The sequence below is a fragment of the Pseudomonas sp. IzPS59 genome (genome assembly GCF_014863505.1).
Lineage (GTDB): Bacteria > Pseudomonadota > Gammaproteobacteria > Pseudomonadales > Pseudomonadaceae > Aquipseudomonas > Aquipseudomonas kribbensis.
On record NZ_CP062251.1, the window covers coordinates 2197998 to 2211398 of the forward strand.

Consider the following 13401-nt stretch of genomic DNA (forward strand, 5'->3'; position numbering starts at 1 on the left):
GGCGCGGGTTTTTTTTGCCTGTCTGGCGGCCACCCGGTAAAGTGCCGCTCCCCCCGTTCCACCAGAGGTCGCACCATGAGCCAGCCCATTGATATTGCCGTGATCGGCGCCACCGGTATTGTCGGCGAAACCCTTGTGCAGATTCTCGAGGAGCGCGACTTTCCGGTCGGCAACCTGCATCTGCTGGCCAGCAGCGAATCCGCCGGCAGCTCGGTGCTGTTTCGCAACAAGAACGTGCGCGTGCGCGAAGTCGACGAGTTCGATTTCAGCAAGGTCAAACTGGCGTTCTTTGCTGCCGGTCCGGCCATCACCCTGAGCTACGCGGCTCGCGCCCATGCGGCGGGTTGCTCGCTGGTCGATCTGTCCGGCGCCTTGCCGGCGGATCAGGCGCCGCAAGTGGTGCCGGAGGCCAATGCCGATGTACTGGCCGGTTTGAAAGTGCCGTTCCAGGTCAGCAGCCCGAGCCCGTCGGCCACTACGCTGGCCGTGGTGCTGGCGCCGTTGCTCGATCTGGTCGATCTGCAATACGTGCATGTCACCGCCAATCTGGCCGTTTCCGCCCAGGGCCGCGAAGCGGTTGCCGAGCTGGCCCGTCAGACGACGGAGCTGCTGAACATGCGTCCGCTGGAGCCGACATTCTTCGATCGGCAAATGGCCTTCAACCTGTTGGCTCAGGTCGGCACGCCGGACGCGCACGGCCATACGCTGCTGGAAAAACGTCTGGTGCGCGAGCTGCGCCAGGTGCTGGCCAAACCTTCATTAAAGATTTCCGCAACTTGCGTTCAAGCCCCGGTGTTTTTTGGCGATAGCTTTAGCGTGACCTTGCAGTCAACGAATGCCGTCGACCTGGAAAAGGTCAATGCCGCGCTTGAAGACGCCGAGGGGATCGAGCTGGTCGAGGCCGGCGATTATCCGACCGCCGTCGGTGACGCGGTGGGGCAGGACGTGGTCTATGTCGGGCGGGTTCGCGCCGGTGTCGACGAGCCGTCGGAACTTAATCTGTGGCTGACGTCAGATAACGTACGCAAAGGCGCGGCGCTCAACGCGGTGCAAGTGGCCGAGTTGTTGATAAAAGACCTGCTGTAAAAGATACTTGGCAACAATTTGTCGACTGATTCTAGCCGGGCGCTATGCTTGGCCAGACCGCTTGATAACGTAATACCCTCCGGGACTTTCCGGGGCATCAAAGAAATGATCGCGCGCGGCATGCTGTCGTCGTCGCGCGCAATGCCTTACGGCAGCGACAATCAACATCTTCTCGCTGGCCGAGGAACGTTCAAACAAAGGAAGAGGCTATGGTTCAAGTTCGCAAACTGGTGTTAGCAATAGCGGCCGCCTCGGCGCTGTCCTCCGGTATGGCGCATGCCCTCGGGCTCGGGGAGCTGACCCTGAAGTCGACCCTGAACCAGCCGCTGGTGGCGGAAATCGAGCTGCTCGATGTCAAGGAACTCACCGCTGCCGAAGTGGTGCCGAGCCTGGCCTCGCCCGAAGATTTCGCCAAGGCCGGCGTCGATCGCCAGGCCTTCCTCAATGATCTGACCTTCACCCCGGTGCTCAACGCCAGCGGCAAAAGCGTGCTGCGCGTAACCTCGAGCAAGCCGCTGTCGGAACCGATGGTGAAATTCCTCGTGCAGGTGATGTGGCCGAACGGTCGCCTGCTGCGCGATTACAGCGTGCTGCTGGATCCGTCGAAGTTCTCGCCGCAGACCGCTGATGCCGCTGCTCAGCCAGCGCCGGCACAAACCATCACCGCGCCGACCACGGGTGCAACGCATTCGAGCCACACCACCACGCCGCGCGACACCCTGTGGGAAATCGCAGCCAAGGCGCGCACTGGCGGTTCGATCCAGCAGACCATGCTGGCCATTCAGGCTCTGAACCCTGACGCATTCATCGACGGCAACATCAACCGCCTGAAAACCGGCCAAGTGCTGCGTCTGCCGGATCAGGTGCAAAGCACTGCGCTGCCGCAGTCGAAGGCGATTGCCGAAGTGGCCGCGCAGAACGAGGCCTGGCGTCAGGGTCGTCGTTACGTGGCCAAGCCAGGCACCGGTCAGCAACAGCTCGATGCCACCAAGCGTGGCCGCGCCAATGCCGGTGCTGCACAGAATGCCAAGGACAACCTGAGCCTCGTTTCCGCCGAAAGCGGCAAGGCTCGTGGCAAGGGCCCGGCTGGCGATGCCAAGGCTCTGAGCAACAAGCTGGCGGTGACCCAGGAAAGCCTCGACACCACCCGTCGTGACAATGCAGAGCTGAAAAGCCGCATGGCCGATCTGCAAAGCCAGCTCGACAAGCTGCAACGCCTGATCGAGCTGAAGAACAATCAACTGGCGAAAATGCAGGCTGAAGGTCCGGGCACAACCCCGGCGCCGGCAGCTGACGCGGCTGCGCCAGCCGTTGCGCCGGTTCCGGCCATTACTGCGGAACTGGCTGCGACTCCACCGGCGACTCCGGCCGAGGCGGCACCTGCCGCACCTGCGCCCGACGTCGCCGCACCGGCACCGGTTGAGCCAGTGGTCGAGCCGAAGCCTGCTGCCGACGAAGACAAGACCTTCAACGAACTGCTGACCAACCCGATCCTGCTGGGTCTGGTCGGTGGTGGTGCGGTGGTGTTCCTGCTTCTGCTGTTGCTGCTGGCCCGTCGCCGCAAGGCGCAACAGGAAGCCGAGAAACACCTGCGCATGGCCCGCGCCCTGGAAGAGCAGTCGTTCTCGCCAGAGCTCGATCTGCCGGAAGACAGCTTCGAAGGCCTGGAAGTGCCGGCGGCAAGCGTCAAGCTCACGCCCGCTCCGGCCCCGGCCCCAACCCCGGCACCTGCCCCTGTGGTGGCTCCGGTGGTGATGGCCGAGCCGATCGCCGCGCCGCTGGTAGCCCCGGCAGCCGAGCGTTCCGACGACGTGCTGGACAAGGCGCAGTCGCACATCGATGGCGGTCGCCTGAATCAGGCAGCAGCGTTGCTGGAGGAGGGCGTCAGCCTGGAGCCGCAGCGCAGTGACCTGCGTCTGAAGCTGATGGAAGTCTACGGTCGCCAGGGTGATCGCGATGCCTTCGTCGGTCAGGAGCGCCAACTGGTTGCCAATGGCGACAACTTCGCCAAGGTCGAAGAGCTGAAAAAACGCTTCCCGGCCATGGCGGTCGTTGCAGCTGCCGGTCTGGCGGCAGCGGCCATTGCGGCCGAGCTGGACGAGGATTACGTCAAGGAACTGCTGCTTGATGAGCCGGAAGTGCCTGCCGCCAAGGCGGACGACGATCTGGACAGCGCTTTTGACCTGAGCCTGGATGATCTCGACAACATCAAACCGGTGGAGCCTGTCGCTCCTGTGGCTGCTGTCGAACCTGAAGCGCCGGTCGAGCTGGACGAATTCCCGGCCGATGACGACCTGAGCTTCGAGTCGGTGCTGCAGCAACAGACCGAAATCAAGGAAAACCTCGACGATCTGTCTGACTTCGATCTGGACCTGGATCTCGGCGCCGATCCTGCGCCTGTGCCGGTTGAACTGGCTGACGACGATTTCCTGCTGGATCTCGACGAGAGCGTAAAGGATCTGCCGCCGGTCGAGCCGCCAGTGGTGGCTGAAGCCCCTCTGGATGATCTGGAGCTGCCAGCCGATTTCGACCTGTCCCTGGCCGACGAAATGGATGCGGCCCCGGCCGAACCGGATGCCTTCGCCGCCGAGCTGGACGACGTCAATGCCGAGCTGGATCGCCTGTCAAGCAGCATCAACGAGCCGAGCTTCACCGAAGCCGACGCAGCGTTGGGCGGTGATCTGAACGACGAGGACTTCGACTTCCTCGCCGGTACCGATGAAGCCGCCACCAAGCTCGATCTGGCCCAGGCCTACATCGATATGGGCGACAACGACGGCGCACGCGACATCCTCAACGAAGTGCTCAGCGAGGGTGACGACAAGCAGAAGAGCGAAGCGAAGGAAATGCTTTCGCACCTGGCTTGATATTGAGCTAATCCAAAAGCGGCAGCCCATTTAAGGCTGCCGTTTTTGTTTGTGCTGGACTCTATAGTGCTTGAACTAATGCCATCGCTGGCAAGCCAGCTCCCACAGGTCTTTGCGCGCCGCAGAAATTGTGGGAGCTGGCTTGCCAGCGATGAGGTCGGGTCGGTCGATAGAGAACTCTCTGGTATCCCCGGATAGCCGCCTTATAATGCCCGCCTTTGTAGATCAGCAGGCTGTACCGACTTGGCAAACATAGATAATCCGGCCGCCGAAATGGCCCCCGAAGGCTTTTTTCGCGTCGCCCTGGGCGTTGAGTACAAGGGTTCGCGCTACAGCGGCTGGCAGCGCCAGTCCACGGGTGTGCTCACCGTGCAGGAAACCCTGGAAAAAGCCTTGTCGAAGGTCGCCAATTCGCCGATCTCGCTGCAATGCGCCGGGCGCACCGATGCCGGTGTGCATGCCTGCGGGCAGGTCGTGCATTTCGACACCCAGGTCGACCGCTCGCTGAAAGCCTGGGTCATGGGTGCCAATATCAACTTGCCCCACGACATCAGTGTCAGCTGGGCGAAGGTCATGCCTGCGCACTTTCATGCGCGGTTCAAGGCTATTGCCCGGCGCTATCGCTACGTGATCTACAACGATCAGATCCGTCCGGCACATCTCAATGAAGAAATCACCTGGAATCACCGTCCGCTGGACGTGGAACGCATGGCTGAAGCCGCGCAGTACCTGATCGGTACTCATGATTTCAGTGCGTTCCGTGCCGGCCAGTGCCAGGCCAAGTCGCCGATCAAGCAGATGCATCATCTGCGTGTGACCCGTCACGGCAAAATGATCGTGCTGGACATCCGCGCCAATGCCTTCCTGCATCACATGGTGCGCAATATCGCCGGGGTGCTGATGACGATCGGTGCTGGCGAGCGGCCGCCGGAGTGGATGAAAGAAGTGCTGGAAAGCCGCGAGCGGCGCTCCGGTGGGGTCACGGCGCATCCGTTCGGGCTGTATCTGGTGCAGGTCGAGTACCACGACGAGTTCCCGTTGCCCGAGCGTTTCATCGGGCCACATTTCCTTACGGGTTTCTCGGAACTTGACGGCTGACGCCCTCGAATGCATTTGTTACCATCCGGGACTTTCCCGGATTTGCCTTGAGGTTTTTATCGACATGTCGGCCGTTCGCAGCAAGATTTGCGGGATTACCCGCATGGAAGATGCGTTGGCAGCCGTCGAGGCCGGGGCCGATGCCATCGGGTTCGTGTTCTACGCTAAAAGCCCGCGCGCGGTGACTGTGCAGCAGGCGCGGGCGATCATCGCCGCGCTGCCGCCGTTCGTGACCACGGTGGGACTGTTCGTCAATGCCAGCCGTTGCGAGCTTGGCGAAATTCTCGATGCCGTGCCGCTGGATCTGCTGCAATTTCACGGCGACGAGACCGCTGCCGAGTGCGAAGGCTGGCACCGGCCATATATCAAGGCCCTGCGGGTCAAGGCTGGCGATGACATCGCCGCCGCCTGCAATGCCTACCCGAGCGCCAGCGGCGTGCTGCTCGATACCTACGTCGAAGGCGTGCCCGGTGGAACCGGTGAGGCGTTCGACTGGTCATTGATTCCGCAGGGTTTGAGCAAGCCGCTGATTCTGGCCGGCGGCCTGACCCCGGAGAACGTCGCTGACGCCATTGCCCGGGTGCGGCCATATGCCGTGGACGTCAGTGGTGGGGTAGAAGCGAGCAAGGGCATCAAGGATCACGCAAAGATTCGGGCGTTCATCAGCGCCGTACGTTGATGTGACGGCTGGCAGACTGCCGCCGTCCACAGCTCTGTAGAAAAGAGGCTGAGGGTCTTTTCGGGTTGTACGCAGGTCAGTTCCGCTGACCCGGCAATCCATCGATCATCGCCACACATGAATTTAGCTGAAGGGCATACGCGGGGCCGCGAACCAGAGCGTTCGGGCCGCCGGTACTGGAGAAAGAAAGCATGAGCAACTGGTTGGTAGACAAGCTGATCCCTTCGATCATGCGTTCGGAGGTCAAGAAGAGCTCGGTGCCTGAAGGCCTGTGGCACAAATGCCCGTCCTGCGAGGCCGTGCTGTATCGTCCGGAGCTGGAAAAGACCCTGGACGTTTGCCCTAAATGCAATCATCACATGCGTATTGGCGCACGTGCGCGCATCGACATCTTCCTGGATGCCGAAGGCCGTGTTGAGCTGGGCGCCGACCTGGAGCCGGTTGACCGTCTGAAATTCCGTGACGGCAAGAAGTACAAGGATCGCCTGGTGGCTGCCCAGAAGCAGACCGGCGAGAAAGACGCACTGGTTTCCATGAGCGGCACCCTGCTGGGCATGCCTGTCGTGGTTTCGGCGTTCGAATTCAGCTTCATGGGCGGCTCCATGGGCGCCATCGTCGGTGAGCGCTTTGTGCGCGCCGCCAACTACGCCCTGGAAAACCGTTGCCCGATGGTCTGCTTCTCCGCCTCCGGTGGCGCGCGGATGCAGGAAGCCCTGATCTCGCTGATGCAGATGGCCAAGACATCGGCCGTGCTGGCACGTCTGCGTGAAGAAGGCATTCCGTTCATCTCCGTACTGACCGACCCGGTCTACGGCGGCGTTTCCGCCAGTCTGGCAATGCTCGGCGACGTGATCGTCGGCGAGCCGAAAGCCCTGATCGGCTTCGCCGGTCCGCGCGTGATCGAGCAGACCGTTCGTGAAAAACTGCCGGAAGGCTTCCAGCGCAGCGAGTTCCTGCTGGAACACGGCGCAATCGATCTGATCATCGACCGTCGCGAGCTGCGTCCACGCCTGGGCAATCTGCTGGCGCAACTGACCGGCAAGCCGACGCCGACCTTCGTTGCTGCGCCGATCGAGCCGATCGTCGTTCCGCCGGTGCCTGCCAACGTATGACCGAGCGCACCCTTGGCGAGTGGCTCGCCTACCTTGAGCAGTTGCATCCCTCGGCCATCGACATGGGGCTGGAGCGTTCGCAACAGGTAGCGTCCCGCATGGGGCTGGGCCAGCCGGCGCCTCGGGTGATTACGGTCACCGGCACCAACGGCAAGGGTTCGACCTGCGCTTTCGTGGCTTCGCTGCTGCGGGCGCAGGGCCTGAGCGTTGGTGTCTACAATTCCCCGCACCTGCTGCGTTACAACGAGCGGGTGCAGCTCAATGGCGTCGAAGCCACTGACGCACAGCTGTGCGAAGCCTTCGCGGCGGTCGAGGCCGGGCGTGGCGAGACTTCCCTGACTTACTTCGAAATGGGCACCCTGGCGGCGTTCTGGCTGTTTCAGCAGGCCGGGCTTGATGCGGTGGTGCTGGAAGTCGGTCTGGGCGGGCGTCTGGACACGGTCAACGTGGTCGATGCCGACATCGCGCTGGTCACCAGCATTGGTGTCGATCATGCCGATTACCTGGGCAACACCCGCGAGTCCGTGGCTTTCGAGAAGGCCGGGATTTTTCGTCAGGGCAAACCTGCGCTGTGCGGCGATCTGAATCCTCCACAACCTTTGCTGGACAAGGCGCGCGAGCTTGCTTGCCCGTTCTTCCTGCGCGGGCGGGATTTCGATCTGGGCATCACTGATCAATTCTGGCAGTGGCGCGGCACCGATGCCGATGGTCAGGTCGTCGAGCTGCGGGATTTGCCGCTGCTCGATCTGCCGATGGAAAACGCCGCGCTGGCGTTGCAGGCTTATCTGCTGCTGGGTCTGCCTTGGGATGCTCAACAAATTGTTGCGGCCTTGCAGGCGACTCGCGTGGTTGGTCGTCTGGATCGTCGCTCGTTCGAATGGGACGGCAAGCGCCTGAACCTGTTGCTGGATGTCGGGCATAACCCGCACGCGGCGGAGTATCTGGCCCGGCGTCTGGCGGCTCGCCCGCCGGTCGGCAAGCGCCTGGCGGTGTTCGGCCTGCTTGCGGACAAGGATCTGGACGGTGTGGTCGGTGAGCTGAATGCCAGCGTCCAGCATTGGGCGGTGGCGCCACTGGATTCGCCGCGAGCGCGTCCGGTGGCTGAATTGAATGTTGCATTGCAGAACCTTGGTGCGTCGGTCACGTCTTATGACAGCGTGGCGGCCGCTCTGGAAGGGCAGTGTGCAGTGGCCACCAGCGACGACGAGATCTTGCTGTTCGGATCATTTTATTGTGTCGCCGAGGCCCTTGAATGGCTGGCCCGGCGCTCCACGGAGGAAGCGGCAAATGGCTTTGCTGGATAAAGCGTACAAACAGCGCATGGTCGGTGCCCTGGTGCTGGTGGCGCTGGCGGTGATTTTCCTGCCGATGCTGTTTTCCCGTCAGGACGAACAGCGTCAGGTGACCGTCGATGCGCCGGCTGCTCCGAAGGCACCTGCCGTGGCGCAGATCCAGATGGAGACGGTCGCGGTGCCTGAGCCACAGGTTCTGCCTCAGGAACCAGTGCCGAGCGATTACGAAGTTGCCGAGCAAACGGCGCCAGCGGCACCGATTGCGCCAGCGGCTCCAGCTCCTGCGCCGGTAGCCAAGCCAGTCGCAGTCGCTCCGGCGCCTGCACCCGTGACCAAGCCTGCTGCAGCCCCGGCCCAGCCGATCGCTGCACTGTCTGCCAAGCCGGATACCACCCAGAGCCGCGTCGATGCCAATGGCCTGTCGGTAAGTTGGTCGGTACAACTGGCGAGCCTGTCGAGCCGCGCCAGCGCCGAAAGCCTGCAGAAAACCCTGCGCAGTCAGGGCTACAACGCTTACATCCGCTCCGCCGATGGCAAGAATCGGGTGTTTGTCGGTCCGCTGATCGAGCGTGCCGAAGCCGATCGATTGCGCGATCTGTTGAGTCGCCAGCAGAACCTCAAGGGTTTTGTGGTGCGCTTCCAGCCCGAGCGTGGCTGAAAACTATCACCTCGATTGAAATGCACTGACAATCGCAGCTTACCGACAGCCATGCGCTCTGCTAAAATGCGCCGCCTTATCCGTCTGTAGGCTGCACTGTGCCATTTACCTGGGTTGACTGGGCGATCGTTGCAATCATCGCCATCTCCGCTTTGATCAGTTTGAGCCGCGGCTTCGTCAAGGAAGCACTATCGCTGGTGACCTGGATCATCGCAGGAGCGGTTGCCTGGATGTTCGGTGGCTCACTGTCCGAGTACCTCGCCGGATACATTCAAACTCCATCGGCTCGTGTGATCACGGGCTGTGCCATCATGTTTGTCGCCACACTGATCGTGGGCGCAATGATCAATTATCTTATCGGCGAGTTGGTTCGCGTCACCGGGTTGTCCGGGACCGATCGATTCCTCGGCATGGCCTTCGGCGCTGCGCGTGGCGTGTTGCTGGTGGTCGTGGCGGTCGGGCTGTTGAGCCTGGGGCCGGTACAGCAGGACGGGTGGTGGAAAGAATCACAGCTCGTGCCAAAGTTTCTATTGGTCGCCGACTGGTCCAAGAACCTGATTCTCGGGTGGAGCAGTCAGTGGCTTGCCAGCGGAATCAGCGTACCCGCTGATATTCCGTTCAAGGAGCAACTCTTGCCGTCGGCCAAAACGCCTCAGTGAGTGTTGTTCAGTTCAGATCCATTAAGTAGGGGTTGCGTCGCATGTGTGGCATCGTCGGTATCGTCGGTAAGTCGAACGTCAATCAGGCGCTGTATGACGCGCTAACCGTGCTCCAGCACCGCGGCCAGGACGCTGCCGGTATCGTGACCAGCCATGATGGCCGGTTGTTCTTGCGCAAGGACAATGGCCTGGTGCGTGACGTGTTCCAGCAGCGTCACATGCAGCGCCTGGTCGGCCACATGGGTATCGGTCACGTCCGTTACCCGACTGCCGGCAGCTCGACCTCGGCCGAGGCCCAGCCGTTCTACGTCAACTCGCCGTACGGCATCACCCTGGCGCACAACGGCAACCTGACCAACGTTGAACAGTTGGCCAAAGAGATCTACGAATCCGATCTGCGTCACGTCAATACCAGTTCCGACTCGGAAGTGTTGCTCAACGTGTTCGCCCACGAACTGGCCCAGCGCGGCAAGTTGCAACCGACCGAAGAAGACGTGTTTGCTGCCGTGACCGACGTGCACAACCGCTGTGTTGGCGGCTATGCCGTCGTGGCGATGGTGACCGGCTACGGCATCGTCGGCTTCCGTGACCCGCACGGCATCCGTCCGATCGTGTTCGGCCAGCGTCACACCGACGAAGGCGTCGAGTACATGATCGCGTCCGAAAGCGTTTCGCTGGACGTGCTCGGCTTCACCCTGATTCGCGACCTGGCGCCGGGCGAAGCGGTCTACATCACCGAAGACGGCAAGCTGCACACCCGTCAGTGCGCGACCAACCCCTCCCTGACCCCATGCATCTTCGAACACGTCTACCTGGCGCGTCCGGATTCGATCATCGACGGCGTTTCGGTCTACAAGGCCCGTCTGCGTATGGGCGAGAAGCTGGCCGAGAAGATCCTGCGCGAGCGTCCAGAGCACGACATCGACGTGGTCATCCCGATTCCGGATACCAGCCGTACTGCTGCACTGGAGCTGGCGAACCACCTGGGCGTGAAATTCCGCGAAGGCTTCGTCAAGAATCGTTACATCGGCCGTACCTTCATCATGCCCGGCCAGGCCGCGCGCAAGAAATCGGTACGCCAGAAGCTCAACGCCATCGAGCTGGAGTTCCGCGGCAAGAACGTGATGCTGGTGGACGACTCGATCGTTCGCGGCACCACCTGCAAGCAGATCATCCAGATGGCCCGCGAAGCCGGCGCGAAAAACGTCTACTTCTGCTCGGCCGCTCCGGCTGTGCGCTTCCCGAACGTGTATGGCATCGACATGCCGAGCGCTCACGAGCTGATCGCGCACAATCGTTCGACTCAGGATGTCGCTGACCTGATCGGCGCTGACTGGCTGATCTATCAGGACCTGCCTGACTTGATCGAAGCGGTCGGCGGCGGCAAGATCAAGATCGAAAACTTCGATTGCGCGGTGTTCGACGGCAAGTACGTCACCGGCGACGTCGACGAGGCTTACCTGAACAAGATCGAACAGGCACGCAACGATGCCTCGAAGGTCAAGACCCAGGCGGTCAGTGCGATCATCGATCTGTACAACAACTGAGTTTCAACCGGCCCTTAGGGGCCGGTTTTGTATCTGGCAAAAGACTTTTATTTATCGAGAACAGGGCAAGGAGTGACAGCATGAGTCAGGAATGGGATGCCGGTCGGCTGGACAGCGACCTCGAAGGCGTAGCGTTCGATACCCTGGCCGTACGTGCCGGTCAGCACCGTACGCCGGAAGGCGAGCACGGTGATCCGATGTTTTTCACTTCCAGCTACGTGTTCCGTACCGCCGCCGACGCCGCCGCACGGTTTGCCGGGGAAGTGCCGGGCAACGTTTACTCGCGTTACACCAACCCGACCGTGCGCTCGTTCGAAGAGCGCATTGCTGCGCTGGAAGGCGCCGAGCAGGCCGTAGCCACGGCGACGGGCATGGCCGCGATCATGGCGGTGGTGATGAGCCTGTGCAGCGCTGGCGATCATGTGCTGGTGTCGCGCAGCGTGTTCGGTTCGACCATCAGTCTGTTCGAGAAGTACTTCAAGCGCTTTGGCGTGGAAGTCGATTACGTTCCGCTGGCGGATCTGTCGGCCTGGGATGCGGCGATCAAGTCCAGCACCAAATTGCTGTTTGTCGAGTCGCCGTCCAATCCGTTGGCTGAGCTGGTGGATATCACCGCGCTGTCGGAAATCGCACACGCCAAGGGCGCGATGCTGGTGGTCGACAACTGCTTCTGCACGCCTGCCTTGCAGCAGCCGTTGAAGCTCGGTGCGGACATCGTTGTGCACTCGGCCACCAAGTTCATCGATGGCCAGGGCCGTTGCATGGGCGGCGTGGTGGCCGGTCGCGGCGAGCAGATGAAAGAAATCGTCGGCTTCCTGCGCACTGCCGGCCCGACCCTGAGTCCGTTCAATGCCTGGATCTTTCTCAAAGGCCTGGAAACCCTGAATCTGCGGATGAAGGCGCACTGTGCCAACGCCCAGCAACTGGCTGAATGGCTGGAGCAGCAGGACGGCATCGAGAAAGTGCATTACGCCGGTCTCAAGAGCCATCCGCAGCATGAGTTGGCCCAGCGTCAGCAGAAGGGCTTTGGCGCGGTCGTCAGCTTCGAGGTCAAGGGTGGCAAAGAGGGCGCCTGGCGCTTTATCGACGCGACCCGTTTGATTTCGATCACTGCCAACCTGGGTGACAGCAAAACCACCATCACTCACCCGAGCACCACGTCCCACGGCCGTCTGGCGCCGCAGGAGCGTGAAGCGGCGGGGATTCGTGACAGCCTGATCCGCATCGCGGTCGGTCTGGAAGACGTCGCTGACCTGCAAGCCGACCTGGCGCGCGGTCTGGCGGCGTTGTGATCGAGTTGTCCACGCCAAATACGGGCACCCATGGCCGCGTTGCGCTGGTCACGGGTGCCGCTCGCGGCATTGGTCTGGGGATCGCAGCGTGGCTGATCAGCGAAGGCTGGCAAGTGGTGCTGACGGACCTGGATCGGGCGCGAGGCTCGAAAGTGGCGAAGGTGCTGGGTGAAAACGCCTGGTTCATTGCCATGGACGTGGCGGATGAAAGCCAGGTGGCGCTCGGCGTCGCGGAAGTGCTGGGGCAGTTCGGTCGTCTGGATGCGTTGGTGTGTAACGCGGCGGTGGCCGATCCGCACAACATCACTCTGGAAAGCCTGGATCTGGCCTACTGGAACCGGGTGCTGGCGGTGAATCTCAGCGGGCCGATGTTGCTGGCCAAGCACTGTGCGCCGTATCTGCGGGCGCACAACGGGGCGATCGTCAATCTGGCCTCGACCCGTGCGGCGCAGTCAGAACCCGATACCGAAGCCTATGCAGCGAGCAAGGGCGGTTTGCTGGCGTTGACTCATGCGTTGGCAATCAGCCTCGGGCCGGAGATTCGTGTCAATGCGGTCAGTCCGGGCTGGATCGACGCGCGGGATCCTTCTACACGGCGCGCCGAACCGCTGACCGATACCGATCATGCCCAGCATCCGGCGGGCAGGGTAGGGACGGTCGAGGATGTGGCAGCGATGGTGGCGTGGCTGCTGTCGAAGAATGCCGGGTTTGTGACGGGGCAGGAATTCGTGGTCGACGGCGGTATGACCAAGAAGATGATCTACTCGGAATGACATGTTTTTGTCTTTTTGAGAAAAACTTCAATCCTGCTATTGACTTAGGTTCGCTACCTGCGTAAATTTCGCGGCCTCGGAGATGCAAACGGGTGATTAGCTCAGCTGGGAGAGCGTCTGCCTTACAAGCAGAATGTCGGCGGTTCGATCCCGTCATCACCCACCACTCCCGAGAGACTTGCGAAAGCAAGAGGTAGGCTGAAAGTGCCTCCACCGACGCGCAGCGGTAGTTCAGTCGGTTAGAATACCGGCCTGTCACGCCGGGGGTCGCGGGTTCGAGTCCCGTCCGCTGCGCCATATTCAACGAGTCAGGCACTGTCTGGTTCGCGATTGAAAAG

General features: G+C 61.7%; 11 protein-coding genes and 2 tRNA genes. All 13 read left to right on the top strand.

The window, feature by feature from the left end; genetic code table 11:
- Nucleotides 1–75: 75 nt before the first annotated feature.
- Entirely contained in the window at nt 76–1086 is a 1011-nt protein-coding gene (locus IF189_RS09875; protein ID WP_134826074.1) for an aspartate-semialdehyde dehydrogenase, read from the top strand.
- Between the two features lie 209 nt (nt 1087–1295).
- Entirely contained in the window at nt 1296–3953 is a 2658-nt protein-coding gene (locus IF189_RS09880; RefSeq protein WP_192553198.1) for a FimV family protein, read from the top strand.
- Nucleotides 3954–4226: 273 nt separating this feature from the next.
- Nucleotides 4227–5051: a tRNA pseudouridine(38-40) synthase TruA gene (gene truA / locus IF189_RS09885; protein WP_085712002.1), complete on the top strand. Its 825-nt coding sequence runs from the start codon at nt 4227–4229 to the stop codon at nt 5049–5051.
- Nucleotides 5052–5115: 64 nt separating this feature from the next.
- Nucleotides 5116–5730 carry a phosphoribosylanthranilate isomerase gene (locus IF189_RS09890; RefSeq protein ID WP_134826076.1) on the top strand — a complete coding sequence of 205 codons (615 nt, stop codon included), beginning with the start codon at nt 5116–5118 and terminating at the stop codon, nt 5728–5730.
- A 191-nt stretch (nt 5731–5921) separates the two neighbouring features.
- On the top strand, nt 5922–6842 hold the full coding sequence (accD, locus tag IF189_RS09895; protein WP_085712004.1) for an acetyl-CoA carboxylase, carboxyltransferase subunit beta: 921 nt from the start codon (nt 5922–5924) through the stop codon (nt 6840–6842).
- Nucleotides 6839–8146 carry a bifunctional tetrahydrofolate synthase/dihydrofolate synthase gene (folC, locus tag IF189_RS09900; RefSeq protein ID WP_192553199.1) on the top strand — a complete coding sequence of 436 codons (1308 nt, stop codon included), beginning with the start codon at nt 6839–6841 and terminating at the stop codon, nt 8144–8146. Before accD ends, folC begins: the two co-directional genes overlap by 4 nt.
- Nucleotides 8130–8792 (top strand): SPOR domain-containing protein, encoded by a 663-nt coding sequence (locus IF189_RS09905; RefSeq protein WP_085712006.1) that lies wholly within the window; start codon nt 8130–8132, stop codon nt 8790–8792. The genes folC and IF189_RS09905 overlap by 17 nt, the downstream gene beginning before the upstream one ends.
- A gap of 98 nt (nt 8793–8890) precedes the next feature.
- Nucleotides 8891–9451, top strand: a complete 561-nt coding sequence (locus tag IF189_RS09910; RefSeq protein WP_007956464.1) for a CvpA family protein — start codon at nt 8891–8893, stop codon at nt 9449–9451.
- Between the two features lie 41 nt (nt 9452–9492).
- The gene (purF, locus tag IF189_RS09915) at nt 9493–10998 is read left to right on the top strand and encodes an amidophosphoribosyltransferase (RefSeq protein ID WP_007956466.1); all 1506 of its coding nucleotides are present in this window, start codon (nt 9493–9495) and stop codon (nt 10996–10998) included.
- Nucleotides 10999–11078: 80 nt separating this feature from the next.
- Complete coding sequence (locus IF189_RS09920) at nt 11079–12290, top strand: O-succinylhomoserine sulfhydrylase (protein WP_134826079.1); 1212 nt, start codon at nt 11079–11081, stop codon at nt 12288–12290.
- The gene (locus tag IF189_RS09925; RefSeq protein WP_134826080.1) at nt 12287–13063 is read left to right on the top strand and encodes an SDR family oxidoreductase; all 777 of its coding nucleotides are present in this window, start codon (nt 12287–12289) and stop codon (nt 13061–13063) included. The genes IF189_RS09920 and IF189_RS09925 overlap by 4 nt, the downstream gene beginning before the upstream one ends.
- A gap of 90 nt (nt 13064–13153) precedes the next feature.
- A tRNA-Val gene (locus tag IF189_RS09930) sits at nt 13154–13229 on the top strand.
- A gap of 54 nt (nt 13230–13283) precedes the next feature.
- Nucleotides 13284–13360 (top strand) — tRNA-Asp (locus IF189_RS09935).
- Nucleotides 13361–13401: the final 41 nt, after the last annotated feature.

Excerpts from the sequence above, each read along its gene's own strand:
- IF189_RS09875 (WP_134826074.1), top strand. The coding sequence starts at position 76 with ATGAGCCAGCCCATTGATATTGCCGTGATCGGCGCCACCGGTATTGTC.
- IF189_RS09920 (WP_134826079.1), top strand. The coding sequence starts at position 11,079 with ATGAGTCAGGAATGGGATGCCGGTCGGCTGGACAGCGACCTCGAAGGC.
- IF189_RS09890 (WP_134826076.1), top strand. The coding sequence starts at position 5,116 with ATGTCGGCCGTTCGCAGCAAGATTTGCGGGATTACCCGCATGGAAGAT.
- folC (WP_192553199.1), top strand. The coding sequence starts at position 6,839 with ATGACCGAGCGCACCCTTGGCGAGTGGCTCGCCTACCTTGAGCAGTTG.
- accD (WP_085712004.1), top strand. The coding sequence starts at position 5,922 with ATGAGCAACTGGTTGGTAGACAAGCTGATCCCTTCGATCATGCGTTCG.
- IF189_RS09880 (WP_192553198.1), top strand. The coding sequence starts at position 1,296 with ATGGTTCAAGTTCGCAAACTGGTGTTAGCAATAGCGGCCGCCTCGGCG.
- purF (WP_007956466.1), top strand. The coding sequence starts at position 9,493 with ATGTGTGGCATCGTCGGTATCGTCGGTAAGTCGAACGTCAATCAGGCG.
- truA (WP_085712002.1), top strand. The coding sequence starts at position 4,227 with ATGGCCCCCGAAGGCTTTTTTCGCGTCGCCCTGGGCGTTGAGTACAAG.
- IF189_RS09905 (WP_085712006.1), top strand. The coding sequence starts at position 8,130 with ATGGCTTTGCTGGATAAAGCGTACAAACAGCGCATGGTCGGTGCCCTG.